Origin of the sequence: Lentzea sp. NPDC058450 (assembly GCF_042721395.1) — a bacterium.
Lineage (GTDB): Bacteria > Actinomycetota > Actinomycetes > Mycobacteriales > Pseudonocardiaceae > Lentzea.
This window is the reverse complement of the sequence record NZ_JBHXLO010000056.1, coordinates 13,417-32,720: the sequence shown is the minus strand read 5'-3', so window position 1 is coordinate 32,720 and position 19,304 is coordinate 13,417. Positions and strand designations below refer to the sequence as shown.

Here is a 19,304-nt window from a genome sequence, read left to right as displayed (position 1 = left end):
AGCCGCCCAACACGAACAGGCGTGCCATCAACCCGCCGAGGGCGCTGGCCCCGGCTTTTGATCAGATTGGCGGGGTCCGGGGCAGAGCCCCGCGCCTGAAACAGGAACAGGCCAGCCCAACGCACCCACCTACGGACACACAAACCGCCGGCCGCCGACGCAACAGGGGGACGGCCCACCCAACCCGCGCACACCCAAGCCATACGGAACGCCGAAGACCCGTAGACACAAGCCGCAACCCACCCCAAACCGGACCACCCCCACCCACCTGACCAGCAACTTCACCAAATCTTGGGAAAATCCGCAGAAATCCCGAAAACCAGCGCAACGACTGCCGGGTAGGTGCGTCTATGTGGGTGTCGCAAGCAGCACAGCCGTGGAACGTTCGGGGCGGTCCACAGCACAACGAGCAGCCTGCGGTCGAAGGGGAGCGAAGGGCGGCGGGGGCCTAACTTCGCGGCGAAGTGCGGCCGGACCGAACGGGAGAGCGGTCCGGCCGCACTGTCCAAACCAGACCGGCCAACCGCACAGGACCGCCGCGCAAGACCACGCACGCAGCCCGGCAACAGACAAGACCACCCACAAGTGGACCGCCGACGTCCACTCCACAGTGGTCGGCCGCCCCAAACCGCCACCGGCCCGCGCCGCCCAGGCGAGAAGCCGGGCCGCAACGGGCGAACCTGGTGTCCAGCGGGCAAAAGCCTGCCTCAAGCCGACCTGGACCGCAGGGCCTTCGAATCAGCACTGTCGCCTGTGGACGGCCGCCCTCCAATCACAGACCCGGCCCAAGACGGACCCCTCAAAGCCCGCAGACGGCACCCGAGAGCGCACCCGCCCGGCCACAACAACACAAGATCGACGCAGGTCAGGATGCCTGCGTTCAAAAATTGTCAGACCCCCGGAGCAGAATCGTCCGCATGAGGCAGAACCCCCAGCGGAAGAGCTCAAGATGGATCACGTACTGGCCGGCGCCCTGCACGAACGTGTGTTCGCAATCCTCAACCAGCTGGAATCCCCGGACACCATCAGGCTGGTCGAAGCCTGGCGCACTCTGTTGCAGCACCACGAACCAACGGAGAGCGGGGCCTGCAAAGCCTGCGGCCCACGCTGGCGCAGACACATGTGCTCGGTCTGGCGGGTAGCGGCGACCTACTTCGTCCACGACGTCTGAGCCCTGCAACAGCCACCGGACCGCTTGCGACCAACCCGGAAGCTCTCACGGCCAACCCGGAAGCTCTCACGGCCAACCCGGGAGCTCACGTGGCAACCCTGGACCACTCACTGGCCACCCCGGGAGCTCTCGCTCAACCGGAGCCGGGCTGGGGCGGTGCTGGAGCAACGCTGGAGGCGGGACCGCAAAGGCCCTCTGAGGCGATGAACCCACCCCGCCCACCCCGAGAGGTGGCGAAGCCCACGAACGCCCGTCAGAAAGCTACTGAGCCGTAGTTCAACAAAACCCGAACCAGGAGGCCGCGACCCGCAAACCCGACAAGCCGCAGCCCGAACCCAAACCAGCAAACAGCAGCGATCCGAGACCGAACACGAGAACGAGGGTCAGACGGTGACGCCGCGCTCGTTCAGCCAGCCCAGCGGGTTGATCTTCTGGCCGCCCGGGTTCCACACCTCGAAGTGCAGGTGGGGGCCGGTCGAGAAGCCGCGGTTGCCCATGCGGGCGATCTGCTGGCCCGCCTTGACCTGCTGGCCTTCCTTGACGCTGTAGGTGTCGACGTGGCCGTAGACGGTGATGGTGCCGTCCTCGTGCTGCACGCGCACCCAGAGGCCGAAGCCGGAGGCCGGGCCCGCCTCGATCACGACGCCGTCGGCGGCGGAGAGGATCGGGGTGCCGATGGGGCCGGCGATGTCGATGCCGAGGTGCATGGTGCCCCAGCGGCCGCCGTAGCCGGAGGTGAAGTCGCCGGCCGCGGGGCGGACGAACTTCGGGCGCTTCTTCTCGGCCTCGACGGCCTCGCGCTCGGTGGTGAGCTGCTGGCTGCGCAGGAGCTTGGCGGCCTCTGCGGAGCCCTCTGACGTGGTCTTGGAGACCGCGAGGATCTGCGGGGCGGAGGCGGTGTCGCCGCCGACGCCGTCGAAGGTCGCGGCGCCACCGGAGTGGTTCGCGAGCTGGACGTCGGTGCTGTCGTCGGTGGCTGCCTGGCCGAGTTGGCCGGCGCCTGCCGCGGCGAACGCGCCTACTGCGACGGCGGCGACGACGATTCGTCCGCGAAGCGCCGACGGTGGCGGGGGGAGCCGGTGAGAGCTGACCGGACGCACGGATGCGCGGTCGACTGCCTCTTCAAGCGCAGCACTGCGTTCATGGCCGCCGGGGGAGCGGTGGTGACTCAAAGCTTGCCCTTCCGCCTTCGGGGAGCCTGATCGGGCGGACAACCGGGCGGGGGATTCCCGGCGAGTCAGGATTCGGGGTTCTGACTCGGTGTCCTTCTGTGATCAGACCGTGACAACGGACCGGGGGACAGTAACGGCGCGAAGCCTCGGAGGGCAAACCCCAGTTCGTTATGTCCTACGAACGGGCGGCGACCAGCAAGTTTCAACTGTCAACTGTGACTGTCGGTCAGACCCGAGGGTCGATACCCCTCATTGCCAGCGGCGATGGGGTGAGTTGACAAGTCATCCGATCGGGTGATGGCCGTCACAACTACGTGAAGAGTCCTCGTGTCAACCGGCAAAGAAAGGTGACCTGAATCACGTATCTGGTGCTCTTCGACGAGTAACGACGTGTGCTCCAGCCGGGCGTTGCGCTGGGGCACGATGATCTGATCCATCTCCGACCAGACCACCACGAACCGGGTGCGGCACGGCCGGCACGGTTCGGCCAACTCGGACAGCAGCTCCGAACCCGGACGTAACTGTCGCGTGAGGGGTGTCGGCATCAGATAAGCGGCGAGCGTGCCGCTGTGGGGCGTCCCCAAGGTCACGAGTGTGCGAACGCGTGAGTCGCCGTGCAGCCGTTGTACGTAGTACCTGGCGATGAGCCCACCGAGTGAATGGCCCACCACGTGCACCTGATCGGATCCGGTCTGCTCGCAGATCCGCTCGATGTGCGCGCCCAGCAGCGCGGCGGAACGGCGGACGTCACCGGTCAACGCCGTCAGCACGCTGTAGTTGATGGCGTGCACCACCCCGAAGCCCCGCCTTCGCAGAGCCCCCGACAGCACCGCGAAGGCGGAACGGTTGTCCCCGATGCCGTGCACCAGCACGATCGGGGTGCCCGCCGCGTCCATCGCCGAAACCATCAGGCCGCGCTGCCGGGGCGGCAGACCGTCGGTGCGGTAGTGCCGGTACTGGCCTTCCGGCCGGAGCTGTTCGGTGATCGCGCCCCACGGGTAGAGCACCGCGTGGGCCGTCAGCCAGGCCGCTTCCATGGCGACGCCGCGCACGCCGCCGGGCGTGGCCATCGCCCGCAGCGCCACCTTGACCTCTTCCGCGACGTCACGGGCCGTGTGCACGCCCCACCCGGCACGGTCCAGCGCCGCGTCGGTCAGACGCGTGAGCCAAGAACGGCCGTTGTCGCTCATATGAGCGACGGTAAGTGATGAAGTCACGGGGTAGGAGTACCCGTCGGACGTTTTCCACATGCGAACGAATTTCGTCTTGATACGTGCAGGCAGGTCACACGCAGTGCTACTCAGGTCTTGCTAGGTTCGCCCGCGATGACTCGCATCGAGCTCGACAACCAGACCCCGGCGGCCGCCCGGCTGCGCACGTCCTGGGCTCTCGCCGCGGCGGGCGCCCTCCTGCTCTCCCTCGGCCCGCTGATCGGAGTGGTCGACGGCGCGGACCCCGCCTTCACGTCGTGGCCGCTGCTCGCCCTCCTCGCACTCGCACCGCCTGTAGTAGCAGGCGTGCTGCTGATGCGCGGACGTCCGTTCGTGGCCGCTGGACTGATCGCCGCCACCGGCGTCTTCGCGATCGGCCGGCTGCTGAGCGACGCGCAGGTCTTCCTCGACGCCATGGACGTGGCCCGGCCGGAGCTCTTCCGCCCGACCACGCTCGTCGCCGTCACCCCGGCGCTCGGCGTCTGGTTGCTGATCGCCGGCCACCTGCTGACCATCGCGGCGGGCGCGCTCTCGGCCGGTCGCGCCGGCATGCCCGCCGACGAGTCGGAACCCCCGACCCTGGTCGCCATCCCGATCGCCATCTCGCTGTTCGCCGCGGTAGGCCTGCTGGGCAAGCCGTTCACCTCGAACGACCCGTTCCAGCTCGACCGCGGCCCGTGGGACCTGCCTGCCGTCGGCCTGATCGGCGGCCTGCTGGTCGCCGTGGCCGTCCCCCTGGCCACCGCGCTCGCCGCCAGCTCCCCCGACCCGGACACCCGCGAGGGCGGCACGCTCGGCGTCTCCCTCTCCCTGCTCGCCGTCGTGGTCCCGCCGCTGGCCGCCGGCACCGTCGTGACCGGCCTAGGCATCACCGGCGGTTCGGTGTCCGTCTTCACCGCCGCACTGCTTCTCCCCGTCGTCCCCCTCCTCGGCCGCACGGCGCGACTCCTGCGCGGTGAACGCGACGCGACCCGAGACCCCGAACTCCCCACTCTCCGGCGCCTGCACGTCACCGCCGGCGTCTTCGCCGTACTCGCTGCAACCGCGATGCTCGTCGGCGCATTCCTCCCTCAGCTGACTCTTTCCACCGGTGGCACGGCACCCGATCTCGCGTCGGTGAGCCTGCTGTGGGTGGCCGGGCTCGCGTTCGGCGTGCTCGGGCTCCTCCTGCTGGTGCCGGGAACGGCCGCGGTGGTGCGTCCGGCGCTGTTCGGCGCCTACCTCGCCATGCAGCTCGCCGCGGCGGGCATCACCGAGGTGGTGACGGCGGCGAGTCAGGTGGGCGTCGCCCAGCCCGGCGCCGGGTTCTGGCTGATGGTGGTCGAGGCCCCGCTGGGCCTGCTGGCGCTCGCGTGCACCGCCCTCGCCTCCGCGATCGAACGCGAGAACCTGGGTGAGAGGAAGAAGGAACAGCTGCCGGTCGCCGAACTGGGCGCGATCCTGCTCGCCGGCCTCTTCGCGATCGGTGCCTTCGCCCTGCCGACCACGCGCGGCGCGGAGTACACCTCGCCCACGCTGATCCCGGACAACGACCCCGCCGTGTCCTGGACCCTGCTGCTCGCGCTCACGACGTTGATCATGACGCTCGTGGCCGTGTCCCGGTCGAGGCCCGCTCGTGGCGCCGCGTCGCTCGTGGGTCTCGCCGTGCTGATGGGTGTTCGCGCACTCGAACTGCCGCTCACGGGCGACCGCGTCGCGGGTGCGGTCGCGGCCCCCGGCACGTGGCTCGCTCTGGCGGCGATCGCGGCGCTGCTGGTCGCGGCGGGCTTGATGGGCAGTCGCGCGAGCCGCTGAAACGTGGCGCAGAACTCGTGTTTCCCTATATCGCGCGCGTACGCGTGATCGACCTCACCGCCGTTGAGACCGACCTCACCGGTGGTGACGTGCGAGCGGTACCCGCAGGTCGATAGTGTCTGGGCCCAGCCGCGTCAAGTGGGTTCGCTTGGCCCCTTGAGGACCACCCAGGCGCGGTGTTGTGTTCCGACACCGACGTCGCAGGAGACCCGAGTGGACCTGTACGAATACCAGGCGAAGGACCTCTTCGCCGCCCACGGCGTCCCGGTACTGCCGGGCGATGTGGCCACCAACCCCGCCGACGCCAAGGCCATCGCCGCCAAGTTCGGCCAGGCAGTCGTCGTCAAGGCCCAGGTGAAGACCGGCGGCCGTGGCAAGGCCGGTGGTGTGAAGCTCGCTTCCACCCCCGAGGAGACCGAGGAGAAGGCGACCGCCATCCTCGGCCTCGACATCAAGGGGCACATCGTTCACCGCGTGCTGGTGACGCCCGCCTCCGACATCGCGGAGGAGTACTATTTCTCGTTCCTCCTCGACCGCGCCAACCGCACCTTCCTCGCCATGGCGAGCGTTGAGGGCGGCATGGACATCGAGGAGGTCGCGGCCACCAAGCCCGAGGCCCTCGCGAAGATCGCCATCGACGCCATCAAGGGCGTCGACGTCGCCAAGGCCACCGAGATCGCGGACGCCGCGAACTTCCCGGCCGAGGTCAAGGACCAGGTCGTCGACACCATCGTGAAGCTCTGGGAGACCTTCGTCTCCGAGGACGCCACGCTGGTCGAGGTCAACCCGCTGGTCCGCGACCCGCAGGGCAAGATCGTCGCCCTCGACGGCAAGGTCACGCTGGACGAGAACGCCGACTTCCGCCACCCGGCCCACGCCGAGCTGGTCGACAAGGCCGCGGAGAACCCCCTCGAGGCGAAGGCCAAGGAGAAGGGCCTCAACTACGTCAAGCTCGACGGCGAGGTGGGCATCATCGGCAATGGTGCCGGCCTGGTCATGTCGACGCTGGACGTCGTCGCGTACGCCGGTGAGCAGTACGGCGTGAAGCCCGCGAACTTCCTCGACATCGGTGGCGGCGCGTCCGCCGAGGTCATGGCCAACGGCCTGGACGTCATCCTCGGCGACGAGGCCGTCCGCTCCGTCTTCGTCAACGTCTTCGGCGGCATCACCGCGTGCGACGCCGTGGCCAACGGCATCGTGAAGGCGCTGGAGATCCTCGGCGACTCGGCCACCAAGCCGCTCGTCGTCCGCCTGGACGGCAACAACGTGGAGGAGGGCCGCGCGATCCTCGCCGAGGCCAACCACCCGCTGGTGACCGTTGTCGACACGATGGACAACGCGGCCGCCAAGGCCGCCGAGCTCGCGGCTGCGGGGGTCTGAGTCAGATGGCTATCTTCCTCAACGAGAACAGCAAGGTCATCGTCCAGGGCATGACCGGTGCCGAAGGCACCAAGCACACCAAGCGCATGCTCGCGTCCGGCACGAACATCGTCGGTGGCGTGAACCCGCGCAAGGCGGGCGAGAAGGTCGACTTCGACGGCACCGTGCTCCCGGTCTTCGGCACCGTCAAGGAGGCCATGGAGGCCACCGGCGCGAACGTGACCGTGATCTTCGTCCCGCCGGCCTTCTCGAAGGCCGCCGTGGTCGAGGCCATCGACGCCGAGATCGAGCTCGCGGTCGTCATCACCGAGGGCATCCCGGTGCACGACACCGCGTACTTCTGGGCGCACGCCGTCGCGACGGGCAACAAGACCCGGATCATCGGCCCGAACTGCCCTGGCATCATCAGCCCCGGGAAGTCCAACGCCGGCATCATCCCCGCGAACATCGCGGGCAGCGGCAAGATCGGTCTGGTGTCGAAGTCCGGCACCCTGACCTACCAGATGATGCACGAGCTCAAGGACTTCGGTTTCTCCACCGCGATCGGCATCGGTGGCGACCCGATCATCGGCACCACGCACATCGACGCCCTCGAGGCCTTCCAGGCCGACGACGAGACCGTCGCGATCGTGATGATCGGTGAGATCGGTGGCGACGCCGAAGAGCGTGCGGCCGCGTACATCAAGGACAACGTGACCAAGCCGGTCGTCGGCTACGTCGCGGGCTTCACCGCTCCCGAGGGCAAGACCATGGGCCACGCCGGCGCCATCGTCTCCGGCTCGGCGGGCACCGCGCAGGCGAAGAAGGAGGCCCTCGAGGCCGCCGGCGTCAAGGTCGGCAAGACGCCGTCCGAGACCGCCTCGCTGATGCGGGAGATCATGCAGGCCCTCTGAGACCGTCAGGCGCGCTCAGGGTTGCTGAGTTCCTGATCTCAGACACGCAGTGCAATGCGAAGGCCGGATTCCGAGTAACTTCGGAGTCCGGCCTTCGCTCGTATGGCGGAACCGGCATGATCGGTCCATCGTCTTAGTAGCGAGAGTCAGCGCACTGCTAGCGTCGAAACGACGCACCCTGGTTTGAGGAGGAGACCTCGACATGTCCGTGCCTTACGGCGCACCCCAACAGCAGCCGCCGGGTCCGGCACAGCACCAGGCACCGCCTGCGGGCCACGGAGCCCCGGGCGCCAACAACATCAACCTGGCCCAGATCCTCCCGCTGGTGGCGGCGGGTCTCGGCCTGGTCGCGTACCTCGTCGCGTTCGCCGACGACGTGAGCAGCGGCAACGTGGTCTACCTGCTCGCGGCGGGCGCGCTCGCCGGCCTGTCGGTGCTGCCGAGCACTCCCAAGGGCTTCGTCCCGGTCGCCGCGGTCCTCGCGGCGGTGCAGACCCTGCTCCAGCTGCAGGGCATCATCAAGTCGCCGTCGATCGCGGGCCTCGACATCGTGCTGCTCATCGTGGCGCTGGTGGAGACGGCCGCGATCGTGCTCGCGTTCCTGATGGCCGAGGGCATCGTGAAGCTGGAGCCGAAGCCCGCGAACCCGTACGCGGGTCAGCAGGGGCAGCCGGGCGGCTGGAACCCGCAGTCCGGCGCGTTCCCGCAGCAGGGGCAGCAGTTCGGTCAGCAGCAGGCCGCCCCGCAGCAGCAGGCGTCCCAGCAGCAGGCCCAGCAGCCGTCGTTCGGTCAGCAGCAGCAGTTCGGCCAGCAGCCGCAGCAGCCCGCACAGCCGGGTCAGCCGCCGCAGCAGACGAGCTTCATGCCGCAGCCGGGCCAGTTCGGCTCGCCGGGCACGCCGCCCGGTGGCTTCGGCGGACCGCAGCAGTAAGGTCCGCACACCGTTCGACCTTTCAGGGGTGGTGCCGGTTCTCCGGCGCCACCCCTGTTCGCATCACGCGGCGTGCCTGACCCGAATGGCTCAGGCGGCCTGACACAGTGGAGAAGTGCCCGTGCTGCAACGCGAGGTGACCCGCGAGGTCAACACCGTGCGCCCACCGGAGTTCTCGCGGTCCGAACGCGTGCGCGTGCTCGTCGCCGCCGCGGTCGGATCGGTGGTGGTCGGGTACGCCGCGGTCGCCGCCGTTCTCGCGCTGATCTCCGCGACGGCCACGTACGCCGACTTCTCCACGTCCGGTGTGCTCAGCGCCGCCGCGCCCGCGTGGCTCGCCGCGCACCACGTGCCGTTGCGCTTCGAGTCGGGCCAGCTCGGTGTGCTGCCGCTGCTCGCGACCGCGTTGCTGATGTTGCTGGTCGGCCGCACCGCCGCGGGCACCGCCGACCGCCTCGGGCTCTACGAACCGCTGCAGGCGCGCGGTGTCGTGCTCAGCATCGCCGGGGCGCACGCCGTCACCGGCGGCGCGATCGCGTTGATCATGGGTGACGGGGTCGTGCGCGCCACGCCCGCCGTCGCGTTCTTCGGCTGCGCGGCGGTGTCCGGGATCGCGGCCACGATCGGCGTCGCTCGCCGCTGCGGCCTGTACGAGGTGGTCTTCGACAAGCTCGACCCGGTGGCGCTGCACGGGCTGCGAGCCGGCTTCATGGCGTTGTTCTCGCTGGTCAGCGTGGGTTCGCTGGCCGTGGCCGCCGGGCTCGCGGTGTCGTGGCCGACGACCAGCGAGCTCTTCGCGGGCGCCGGGCCGTCGTTCGGTGTCGGGCTCGGCGTGTTCCTGCTGTGCCTCGCCTACCTGCCGAACGCGATCATCGCGGGCTTCTCCTACGTCGTGGGCGCGGGCTTCTCGATGGGCTCCGTCGAGGTCTCGCCGCTGAAGTTCGTCGGCGGCGACGTGCTCCCGGTGCCGTTGCTCGCGGCCATGCCGGACGCCGAGTACGTGTGGAGTCCCGCCGTGCTCGTCGGTGGCCTGCTGATCGGCCTGATCGTCGGCTGGACCTGCCGCAAGGTGTCGGACCGGTCGACCTCGCGGGTGCGCGCGGTGCTGGTGGCCGCGATCACGGCGGCCGTCGGCAGCCTGGTGCTCGCCGCGACCGCCGGTGGACGGCTGGCGGGCGGCGCGTTCGACCCCGTGACGGTGCCCGCGGGCCTGCTCGCGCTGGCCGTGCTGGTGTGGGTGCTGGTGCCGGGCGCGCTGGTGGCGTGGCTCGCCGGCAACCGCACGAAGGCCGCGGCGGCCGGGGTCGCCGAGTTCGTGGAACCGGACTACGACGAGGACGAGGAGGCCGTCGACCCGGACGTCGTGTTCGAGGACGACGAGCTCACCGACCAGTTCGAACAGCTCGAGGTCGTGGACGAGGACGAGTTCGAGGTCGAAGAGGATCTCGAAGACGACGACTACTACGACGAAGACGAGTACGAAGAAGACGAGTACGACGACGAGGTTGACGACGAGGAAGACGTTGCCGAGGACGTCGAGGAAGACGTCGAAGAAGAAGAGGAACCGGTCGAGGAGGACCTCGATGCGGAGTTCGACGAAATGCTCGGCATGGAGTCCGAGGAGGACCTGGACGCCAAGCCGGAACGGTGACGGCCTAAACTGCCCCTGAGCTGCTGCAACACCACGCCACGCCCAGGAGTAGACGCTGAGCACCGAACTTCGGCTTCCGACACCGGCGCGCGTCGTCGTACTCGTCTCCGGTTCCGGAACCCTCATGCAGGCGTTGCTGGACGCCGACCTGCCCGTCGAGGTGGTCGCCGTCGGCGCCGACCGCGAGAACATCGAGGGCCTCAAGCGCGCCGAACGCGCGGGAGTGCCCTGCTTCGCCGTGAAGCTGCGCGACCACGCCGACCGTGACGCGTGGGACGCCGCCCTCACCGAGGCCGTCGCGTCCTACGAGCCGGACCTCGTCGTGTCCGCCGGCTTCATGAAGATCCTCGGTGAGCGCTTCCTCGCCCGCTTCGGCGGCCGGATGATCAACACCCACCCCGCGCTGCTGCCGGCCTTCCCCGGCGCGCACGGCGTTCGTGACGCGCTGGCGTACGGCGTGCACGTCACCGGATCGACGGTGCACCTGGTCGACGCGGGCGTCGACACGGGCCCGATCCTCGCGCAGGAGGCCGTGGCCGTCGAACCCGGCGACACCGAGGAAACCCTGCACGAACGCATCAAGGTCGTCGAACGCCGGCTGCTCGTCGAGACGGTCGGCCGGCTGGCCCGTGAGGGCTGCACCGTGAACGGACGAAAGGTGAGCATTCCGTGAGCACTCCTGCCGAGAGGCGACCGGTACGCCGGGCCCTGATCGGGGTCTCCGACAAGGCCGGCCTGCTGGAACTGGCCACCGGCCTGCACGCGGCCGGAGTCGAGATCGTGTCCACCGGCGGCACCGCCAAGGTGCTGGCCGACGCGGGCGTCCCCGTGACGCCGGTCGAGCAGGTCACAGGGTTCCCCGAGTGCCTCGACGGCCGGGTGAAGACGCTGCACCCGCGCGTGCACGCCGGTCTGCTGGCCGACCTGCGCAAGGAGTCGCACGTCGAGCAGCTGCGCGAGATGGACATCGCGCCGTTCGACCTGCTGGTCGTGAACCTGTACCCGTTCACGCAGACCGTCGCGTCCGGTGCTTCTGCCGACGACTGCGTCGAGCAGATCGACATCGGCGGCCCCGCGATGGTCCGCGCGTCGGCGAAGAACCACGCGAACGTCGCCGTCGTCGTCGACCCGTCCCGCTACGAGTGGGTGCTGGAGAACGTCCGCGAGGGCGGCTTCACCATGTCCGACCGGCAGCGCCTGGCCGCGGACGCGTTCCGCCACACCGCCTCCTACGACGTGGCCGTGGCCTCGTGGATGGGCAACGTGCTGGCGCCGGACGACGAGGGCAGCGGTTTCCCCGGCTGGGTCGGCGCGACCTGGAACCGGTCGAACGTGCTGCGCTACGGCGAGAACCCGCACCAGAGCGCCGCGATCTACACGCAGGGCGACGGCCGGGTGGGCCTCGCGTCGGCGAAGCAGTTGCACGGCAAGGAGATGTCGTACAACAACTACCTCGACGGTGACGCCGCGTGGCGTGCCGCGTGGGACCACGAGCTGCCGTGCGTCGCGATCATCAAGCACGCCAACCCGTGCGGCATCGCGGTGTCCGAGCTGAGCATCGCGGACGCACACCGCAAGGCCCACGAGTGCGACCCGGTCAGCGCGTTCGGCGGCATCATCGCCTCGAACCGCGAGGTCACCGTGGAGATGGCCGAGTTCGTCTCGGAGATCTTCACCGAGGTCGTCATCGCTCCGTCCTACGAGGACGGTGCGATCGAGGTGTTGCAGCGCAAGAAGAACGTGCGCATCCTCGTGGCCGAGCCGCCCGCGCGCGGTGGCGCCGAGATGCGCCCGGTGTCCGGCGGCCTGCTGTTGCAGCAGCGCGACGCCATCGACGCGACCGGCGACTCGCCCGCGTCCTGGACCCTCGCCTGCGGCAAGCCCGCGGACGAGAGGACGCTGGCGGACCTGGAGTTCGCGTGGCGCGCCATCCGCGCCGTGAAGTCGAACGCGATCCTGCTGGCCAACGACGGCGCGACCGTCGGCGTCGGAATGGGCCAGGTCAACCGGGTCGACTCGTCGCACCTCGCGGTGAAGCGCGCCGGTGAGCGGGCCCAGGGCGCGGTCGGCGCGTCCGACGCGTTCTTCCCGTTCCCGGACGGCCTCGAGGTGCTGCTGGAGGCCGGCGTGCGCGCGGTCGTGCAGCCCGGTGGTTCGGTGCGCGACCCCGAGGTCATCGCCGCCGCCGAGAAGGCGGGCATCACGCTGTACCTGACGGGCACGCGTCACTTCGCCCACTGAGGCTCGTTGCTCGGAGTTGGGGCCGCTTCCGTCGGGGGAGCGGCCCCTTTCGCTTCGGTGCTCGCCGTCGGGGTGGTGCCCCTTCGGCTAGAGCTTGCCGACCATGTCCTCCGCGATGCCCTTCGCGGCGGCCTCGAGCTCGTCGAGGTCGGGTTTGGTGTTGGTGAACAGGCCCGCGTCCCAGCCGACGAGGTCGACCTCGACGATCAGTTCGCCCTTGCGCACGAGGACCGTCATCTCGGTGAACGCCGACGTCGTCTCGATCAGGATCACCACGGCCTCGTCGCCGAGCCCCTTGATCGGCTTCTGCAGCGCTCTGCCCTGGGTGTTGCCCATGTGCATCGAGATGGACCGGCTGAACGCGGACTCCGCCTCCTCCCGCTCGTTGACGACGGAGACGTCGGTGGCGCGGTGGCCGGAGCCGTCGACGCCCTTGGTCTGGTTCCACGAGCAGGTCGTGCGGATGCCCTTGGACAGCTTCGTCTCGCGGGACATCAGCCCGTTGGGGTTCGTGGTGCGCGCCTTGGCCAGTGCCGCCTCGGAGACGTTGCCGCACAACGCGGGCAGCTTGTCGGCCCGCTTCTCGTCGCCGCTGTCCTTGTTGACGTTCAGGTAGATCACGCCGCCGGTGATGGCGACGGCCAGGGCCAGGACGCCCGCGAGGATGCCGATGACCAACGGCGCCTTGCTCTTCCTGGGTGGTGGCGGAGGGCCCCAGCCGGGTTGTTGGGGGTAGCCGGGCTGTGGTGGGTAGCCAGGTTGTGGCTGCTGGCCGGGGTGAGGGTGGCCCGGTTGCGGTTGCCAGCTCTGCGGAGGGCCTGGTTGCTGGTGCCAGCCGTGCGGAGGCGGTTGGTTCACGGCTCCCCTTTCGCACAGCGCCGGGTCGGTGCCGCTGCGCCATCAGATACAACTCGATCGTCGGCCCGCCGAGCCCCGCTCCGCGTTCCAGCCGCGCTTCCCAGTGCGCTCAGCTGCTGCTTTCCCCAGGGGTGTGGCCGCTCGGGCCACCGTAGATGACCTCCCGGACCCGTGTGGCCATGTCCACCAAAAGGGTGACGCCTTGGCATTGACACAAGGGTGCGTCCACGCGCTACGATCATCTCGTTCGTTCGAACAAGAGTTCGAATAAGCAAGTCGCCGAACTTCCCGCGGCGGCCGTGCACAGGGGTGCGCACGGTCCGAGACGGGAGGTGGGTGGAGTGTCCAGGTCGGCAACGGCGTCGTTGGCCGCGCTCGGGGTGAACCCGGCCAGCGAGCTGACCAGCACCACCACCGACCACGCCACGGGGCGGGTCCTGCCGGTTCGCGGGGAACTGGCGGGCCTGCTCCCGTGGGGCGGCTTGCGGCGTGGCAGCACGGTGTCGGTGGGCGGATCGACATCGTTGCTGCTCGCCCTGCTCGCGGGCGCGACCGCGGACGGCTGCTGGGCCGCCGTGGTCGGCCTGCCGCAGGTGGGTGTCCTGGCCGCGGCCGAACTGGGCGTGGCGGTGCAGCGACTGGCGCTGGTTCCCAGTCCTGGCAACGATCCCGGGCCGGTCATCGCGGCCCTGCTCGACGGCATCGACGTGGTCGCCGTCGCCTGTCCACTCCCTCCTTCCCTGGCCCGCCGGCTGACCGCGCGGGCCCGCCAGCGCAGGTCGGTGCTCATCGCGTGGGGTGCCTGGCCCGCGGCGGACGTGGAGCTGACGGCGGAGTCCGTCACCTGGAACGCCCTCGACGACGGCGCGGAAACCCTGCGCCACCAACAGATCAGCGTGCGCAGCGCCGGCCGGGGAGCGGCGGGCCGCGGCAGGCACGTGCTGCTGACGTTCGGCGAAGAAGAGATCGAGCTCCCGCTGGCGGCCGGTGGACCGGCCCGTTCCGACGAGCCGGCTGATGCCGGTCCGGAGCGGGTCGACGAACCGGCCGCCAGGCGGGCATACGCGGGGCCCGTGAGCGACGAGCTCACCGCCAGGCGGTCTGCGGCGATCGAGCGGCTGGTCAAGCTCGCCCAGGGAAGTCCCCCGGCGTGAAGGACTCCCGCCTGCTCACCGTCTGGTGCCCGGACTGGCCCGTCGTCGCCGCCTGCACCGCCACGAACACCGCGCCCGACGTCCCGGTGGCCGTGCTCGACGGCAACGAGATCGTGTCCACCTCCGCCGTGGCGCGCAGAGAGGGCATCCGCAGGTCGATGCGCAAGCGCGCGGCCGAGGCGATGTGCCCCGAGCTGGTGACCTTCGAGCACGACCCGCAGCGCGACGCCCGGTTCTTCGAGCCGGTGGCGGAGGCCGTCGAGGAGCTCGCACCCGGCATCGAGGTCGTGCAGCCGGGGCTGGTCGCGGTGCCGGCGCAGGGCCCGGTCGGGTACTTCGGATCGGCCGAGCAGGCGGCCGAACGCATCGTCGACCACATCGCCACCAGGACCGGCGCCGAGGCGCAGATCGGGGTGGCCGAGAGCCTCTTCGCCGCCACGAAAGCCGCCCACCGCAACGTGATCGTGCCGCCGGAGAGCACCGCGGAGTTCCTGAGACCGCTGGGGGTGCACGAGCTCGACGCGCCCGAGCTGGTCGACCTGCTCAGAAGGCTCGGGCTGAAGACGCTCGGCGCGTTCGCGGAGGTACCGGAGAGCGCGGTGGCCTCACGGTTCGGCGGCCCCGCGGTCCGGCAGCACCGGCTGGCCAGGGGGTTGCCGGAACGGCCGCTCGACAAGCGCAGACCGGCGCCGGAGCTCGCCGTGCGGGAGACCTTCGACGAGCCGATCGCCCGGATCGACGCGGCGGCGTTCGCGGCACGGCACCTGGCCGAACGGCTGCACGAGAACCTCGCCGCCAGGAGCCTCGCGTGCACCAGGCTCGGCATCCTCGCGCGCACCGAGACCGACGAGGAGCTGCACCGGGTGTGGCGGGCCGCGGAACCGTTGACACCGCGCGGGATCGCGGACCGGGTGCGCTGGCAGCTCGACGGCTGGCTCACCCGCGAACGTCTCACCTCCGGCATCCGCACGCTCACCCTCGAACCGGTCGAGGTCGTCAACGGCACGGCGTTGCAGCTCGGGCTGTGGGGCCACGACGACGAACGGGCGGTGCGCGCGCTTCTGCACGTGCAGGGCCTGCTGGGCCCGGACGCCGTGCTGACCCCGGTGATCGACGGCGGCAGGGGGCCGAAGGAGCAGGTCAGGCTCGTGCCGTGGGGCGACGAGAAGACACCCGCGCGCGACCCGGACCACCCGTGGCCGGGCCGGCTCACCAGAGCACCGGCGACGCTCGCCGACGACCCGGCCCAGCTGAAGGACGACGCGGGCCAGGACGTCGGCGTGACCGGACGGCTCGAGCTCACCGCGAAGCCGAGAACGCTGACCTTCAAAGGAAGAACGCGGGACATCACCGCGTGGGCGGGGCCGTGGCCCGTCGACGAACGGTGGTGGGCGCCGGACCCGCACAGGGCCGCGCGCGTGCAGGTGCAGACGAGTGACCAGGCGTTCCTGCTGATCCGCAGGGACCAGAGGTGGTTCCTGGAAGGGGTGTACGACTGATGCAGGACGACTACTGGGATCTGCTGGAGACCTTGATCCCGTTGCCGCGCAAGGAAACCGATGGGCTGGAATAACCCGCCGGTCCGCTGGCGGGAGCTGGAGCGCGCTCTCTCCGGCAAGCCCTACGAGCAGAAACCCGACGGCGGTGACGGTCCGGGGTGGGGAAGACACCGCGACCGCTACACCGCGCCGCCGGGATTCCGGCTGCACGCGGACGAGATGGCGGCCTCCCGCAAGCGCGTGCCGTACGCGGAACTGCACTGCCACAGCAACTTCAGCTGGCTCGACGGCGCGAGCCACCCGGAGGAGCTGGTCGAGGAGGCGCAACGGCTCAAGCTCGACGCCATCGCGATCACCGACCACGACGGCATGTACGGCGTTGTCCGCTTCGCCGAGGCCGCCAAGGAGCTCGGCATGCACACGGTGTTCGGCGCCGAGCTGAGCATCGGCCTGGCCAAGCCCGCCAACGGCGAACCGGACCCCGAGGGTGACCACCTGCTTCTGTTGGCGCGCAAGCAGGAGGGCTACCACGCGCTGTGCCGCACGCTCACCACCGGCCACCTCGACGACCACGCCGAGAAGGGCAAACCCGTCTACGACATCGACCAGATCCTGGCCGACACCAAGGGTGACGTCGTGGTGCTCACGGGCTGCCGCAAGGGAACCGTCAGACGAGCGCTCGCGAGAGAGGGCCCGGAGGCGGCGTTCGAGGAGATCGTCCGGCTCACCGACATGTTCGGCAGGGGCCGCGTGCACGTCGAGCTGACCGACCACGGCCTGCCGGAGGACAGCAGGCGCAACGACCTCCTCAACGCCATGGCCCAGCACCTGCAGCTTCCGGTCGTGGCCACGAACGCGGTCCACTACGCCACCCCGGGCCGGGGCAGGCTCGCCGCCGCGATGGCCGCCGTGCGCGCGCGAAGCAGCCTCGACGACATGGCGGGCTGGCTGCCGCCGTCGCCCGCCGCGTTCCTGCGCAGCGGGGAGGAGATGTTCCACCGGTTCCGCCGTTTCCCCGGTGCCGTGCACAACGCCGCGTTGCTCGGCATGCAGCTGGCGTTCGACCTGCGGCTGGTCGCGCCGAAGCTGCCGCCGTTCGACGTGCCGCCCGGCCACACCGAGATCAGCTGGTTGCGCGAGCTCACGTACCAGGGCGCGCGCCGCCGTTATCCCGACGAGAACGAGAAGGCGTTCCGGCAGATCGAGCACGAGCTGAGGATCATCGAGCAGCTCGGCTTCCCCGGCTACTTCCTCGTCGTGCACGACATCGTGAACTTCTGCCGGGAGAACGACATCCTCTGCCAGGGCAGGGGCAGCGCGGCGAACTCCGCGGTGTGCTTCGCGCTCGGCATCACCAACGTCGACGCGGTCCGGTTCGACCTGCTCTTCGAACGGTTCCTCGCGCCCGCCCGCGACGGCCCGCCCGACATCGACGTCGACATCGAGTCGGACCGGCGCGAGGAGGTCATCCAGCACGTCTACGCCAAGTACGGCCGCAGGCACGCGGCCCAGGTCGCGAACGTCATCACGTACCGCGCGCGTTCCGCCGTGCGCGACATGGCCCGCGCGCTCGGCCACTCGCCGGGCCAGCAGGACGCCTGGAGCAAGCAGATAGACAGGTGGGGGCCGCTCGGCACCACCACCGACGACTGCGACATCCCGCGGGACGTGCTGGAACTCTCCGCGCAGCTGGAGAACTTCCCGCGCCACCTCGGCATCCACTCCGGCGGCATGGTGATCTGCGACCGCGCCGTCAGCGAGGTGTGCCCGGTCGAGAAGGCGCGCATGGACAAGCGCACGGTGCTGCAGTGGGACAAGGACGACTGCGCGTCCATCGGCCTGGTGAAGTTCGACCTGCTCGGCCTCGGCATGCTCTCGGCGCTGCACTACGCCATCGACCTCGTTCGCGACCACGAGGGCGTGCTGGTGGACATGGGCGAGATCGACCTCGCCGACTCCGCCGTCTACGACATGCTGCAGAAAGCCGACTCCGTAGGGGTTTTCCAGGTGGAGAGCCGCGCGCAGATGGCGACGTTGCCGCGGCTGAAGCCGCGCGAGTTCTACGACCTGGTCGTCGAGGTCGCGTTGATCAGGCCCGGCCCGATCCAGGGCGGCTCGGTGCACCCGTACATCAGGCGCCGCAACGAGGTCGAGAAGTGGGACTACGACCACCCGTTGCTGGAGAACGCCCTGAAGAAGACCTACGGCGTGCCGTTGTTCCAGGAACAGCTCATGCAGATCGCGGTCGACGTCGCGGGCTTCACCGCCGCCGAGGCCGACGAACTGCGCCGCGCGATGGGCGCGAAGCGGTCGACCGCCCGCATGGAACGCCTGCGCGACCGCTTCTACGAGGGCTGCGCGGTCAACGGGATCGGTGAGGAGCTGGCGGGGCGCATCTACGCGAAGCTGTTGGCGTTCGCCAACTTCGGCTTCCCGGAGTCGCACGCCCTGTCGTTCGCGCACCTCGTGTTCGTGAGCGCGTGGTTCAAGCTCTACCACCCGGCTGCGTTCTGCGCGGCCCTGCTCAGAGCGCAGCCGATGGGCTTCTACTCGCCGCAGTCGCTGGTGATCGACGCCCGCCGGCACGGCGTGACGGTGCACGGCCCGTGCGTGAACCGCTCGCTGCCGTGGGCGGGCCTGGAACCGTTCGAGGGAGCGCAGGCCGTCCGCATCGGCCTGTCCGCCGTCCGCGGCGTGGGCGACGCCGACGCCGAGCGAATCGTTGCGGCACAACCGTTCCACGACATGGAGGACTTCGGCGCCCGCGTGCAGCTCACCGCCGCCCAGGTGGAGGCCCTGGCCACCGCCGGCGCGTTCGCCTGCTTCGGCCTCGAACGCCGCGAGGCGCTCTGGGCAGCCGGCGCCGTGGCCGCGATCCGCCCGGACCGCCTGCCCGGCACCGTGGTCGGCGTCGACGCGCCCGCGTTGCCCGGCATGGACGACGTGGAGCTGGCCGTGGCGGACGTCTGGGCCACCGGCCTGTCCCCGGACAGCTTCCCGACCCAGTTCGTGCGGTCCACTTTGGACACGATGGGCGCGTTGCCGGTGACAGCGCTGACGGACGTCGAACCCGGCACGCGAGTGCTGATCGGCGGCGCCGTGACCCATCGCCAGCGACCGGCGACCGCCGGCGGCGTCACGTTCCTCAACATCGAGGACGAGACCGGGATGGTGAACGTCGTGTGCTCGCCGGGGTTGTGGGCGCGGTACCGGCGGGTGGCGCGGGGGAGCGGCGCGATGCTCGTGCGGGGCGTGGTGGAGTCGGCGGAGGGCGTGGTCAGCCTGCTGGCGGACCGGTTGCAGCACCTCGACCTGCGCATCCCGTCGAAGTCACGCGACTTCCGCTGAT

At 70.0% G+C, this 19,304-nt stretch carries 14 protein-coding genes; 11 read left to right on the top strand and 3 right to left on the bottom strand.

Going from position 1 to position 19,304, the window contains the following annotated elements:
* Positions 1 to 949: 949 nt before the first annotated feature.
* Positions 950 to 1,171, top strand: a complete 222-nt coding sequence (locus ACFWNN_RS44585) for a hypothetical protein (RefSeq protein WP_382446027.1) — start codon at positions 950 to 952, stop codon at positions 1,169 to 1,171.
* 383 nt (positions 1,172 to 1,554) lie between these two features.
* On the opposite strand, the gene ACFWNN_RS44580 is transcribed toward ACFWNN_RS44585, so the two are convergent.
* Both ACFWNN_RS44580 and ACFWNN_RS44575 read right to left on the bottom strand, forming a co-directional pair.
* Positions 1,555 to 2,271: a M23 family metallopeptidase gene (locus tag ACFWNN_RS44580; RefSeq protein ID WP_382446026.1), complete on the bottom strand. Its 717-nt coding sequence runs from the start codon at positions 2,269 to 2,271 to the stop codon at positions 1,555 to 1,557.
* A 281-nt stretch (positions 2,272 to 2,552) separates the two neighbouring features.
* Positions 2,553 to 3,428 (bottom strand): esterase/lipase family protein, encoded by an 876-nt coding sequence (locus ACFWNN_RS44575; RefSeq protein ID WP_382446025.1) that lies wholly within the window; start codon positions 3,426 to 3,428, stop codon positions 2,553 to 2,555.
* A gap of 240 nt (positions 3,429 to 3,668) precedes the next feature.
* Here ACFWNN_RS44575 and ACFWNN_RS44570 point away from each other — a divergent pair, with 240 nt between their 5' ends.
* The 7 genes from ACFWNN_RS44570 to purH all read left to right on the top strand — a co-directional run bounded on the left by ACFWNN_RS44570 (position 3,669) and on the right by purH (position 12,444).
* Positions 3,669 to 5,348 carry a hypothetical protein gene (locus ACFWNN_RS44570; protein ID WP_382446024.1) on the top strand — a complete coding sequence of 560 codons (1,680 nt, stop codon included), beginning with the start codon at positions 3,669 to 3,671 and terminating at the stop codon, positions 5,346 to 5,348.
* A gap of 213 nt (positions 5,349 to 5,561) precedes the next feature.
* Entirely contained in the window at positions 5,562 to 6,728 is a 1,167-nt protein-coding gene (gene sucC / locus ACFWNN_RS44565; protein ID WP_089915033.1) for an ADP-forming succinate--CoA ligase subunit beta, read from the top strand.
* Positions 6,729 to 6,733: 5 nt separating this feature from the next.
* On the top strand, positions 6,734 to 7,621 hold the full coding sequence (gene sucD / locus ACFWNN_RS44560; protein WP_382446023.1) for a succinate--CoA ligase subunit alpha: 888 nt from the start codon (positions 6,734 to 6,736) through the stop codon (positions 7,619 to 7,621).
* Between the two features lie 202 nt (positions 7,622 to 7,823).
* Positions 7,824 to 8,552: a DUF5336 domain-containing protein gene (locus ACFWNN_RS44555; protein ID WP_382446022.1), complete on the top strand. Its 729-nt coding sequence runs from the start codon at positions 7,824 to 7,826 to the stop codon at positions 8,550 to 8,552.
* Positions 8,553 to 8,667: 115 nt separating this feature from the next.
* Positions 8,668 to 10,203: a DUF6350 family protein gene (locus tag ACFWNN_RS44550; RefSeq protein ID WP_382446021.1), complete on the top strand. Its 1,536-nt coding sequence runs from the start codon at positions 8,668 to 8,670 to the stop codon at positions 10,201 to 10,203.
* A 55-nt stretch (positions 10,204 to 10,258) separates the two neighbouring features.
* Positions 10,259 to 10,876: a phosphoribosylglycinamide formyltransferase gene (gene purN / locus ACFWNN_RS44545; RefSeq protein WP_382446028.1), complete on the top strand. Its 618-nt coding sequence runs from the start codon at positions 10,259 to 10,261 to the stop codon at positions 10,874 to 10,876.
* Positions 10,873 to 12,444: a bifunctional phosphoribosylaminoimidazolecarboxamide formyltransferase/IMP cyclohydrolase gene (purH, locus tag ACFWNN_RS44540; RefSeq protein ID WP_382446020.1), complete on the top strand. Its 1,572-nt coding sequence runs from the start codon at positions 10,873 to 10,875 to the stop codon at positions 12,442 to 12,444. Before purN ends, purH begins: the two co-directional genes overlap by 4 nt.
* A gap of 87 nt (positions 12,445 to 12,531) precedes the next feature.
* Here purH and ACFWNN_RS44535 read toward each other — a convergent pair whose 3' ends face one another.
* Positions 12,532 to 13,122 carry a hypothetical protein gene (locus ACFWNN_RS44535; RefSeq protein ID WP_382446019.1) on the bottom strand — a complete coding sequence of 197 codons (591 nt, stop codon included), beginning with the start codon at positions 13,120 to 13,122 and terminating at the stop codon, positions 12,532 to 12,534.
* A 521-nt stretch (positions 13,123 to 13,643) separates the two neighbouring features.
* Here ACFWNN_RS44535 and ACFWNN_RS44530 point away from each other — a divergent pair.
* The 3 genes from ACFWNN_RS44530 to ACFWNN_RS44520 are packed head-to-tail and all read left to right on the top strand — an operon-like array spanning position 13,644 to position 19,303.
* Positions 13,644 to 14,456: a hypothetical protein gene (locus tag ACFWNN_RS44530; protein WP_382446018.1), complete on the top strand. Its 813-nt coding sequence runs from the start codon at positions 13,644 to 13,646 to the stop codon at positions 14,454 to 14,456.
* Positions 14,453 to 15,955 carry a DNA polymerase Y family protein gene (locus ACFWNN_RS44525; RefSeq protein ID WP_382446017.1) on the top strand — a complete coding sequence of 501 codons (1,503 nt, stop codon included), beginning with the start codon at positions 14,453 to 14,455 and terminating at the stop codon, positions 15,953 to 15,955. The genes ACFWNN_RS44530 and ACFWNN_RS44525 overlap by 4 nt, the downstream gene beginning before the upstream one ends.
* Positions 15,956 to 16,015: 60 nt before the next feature.
* Positions 16,016 to 19,303, top strand: a complete 3,288-nt coding sequence (locus ACFWNN_RS44520; protein WP_382446016.1) for an error-prone DNA polymerase — start codon at positions 16,016 to 16,018, stop codon at positions 19,301 to 19,303.
* Position 19,304: the final 1 nt, after the last annotated feature.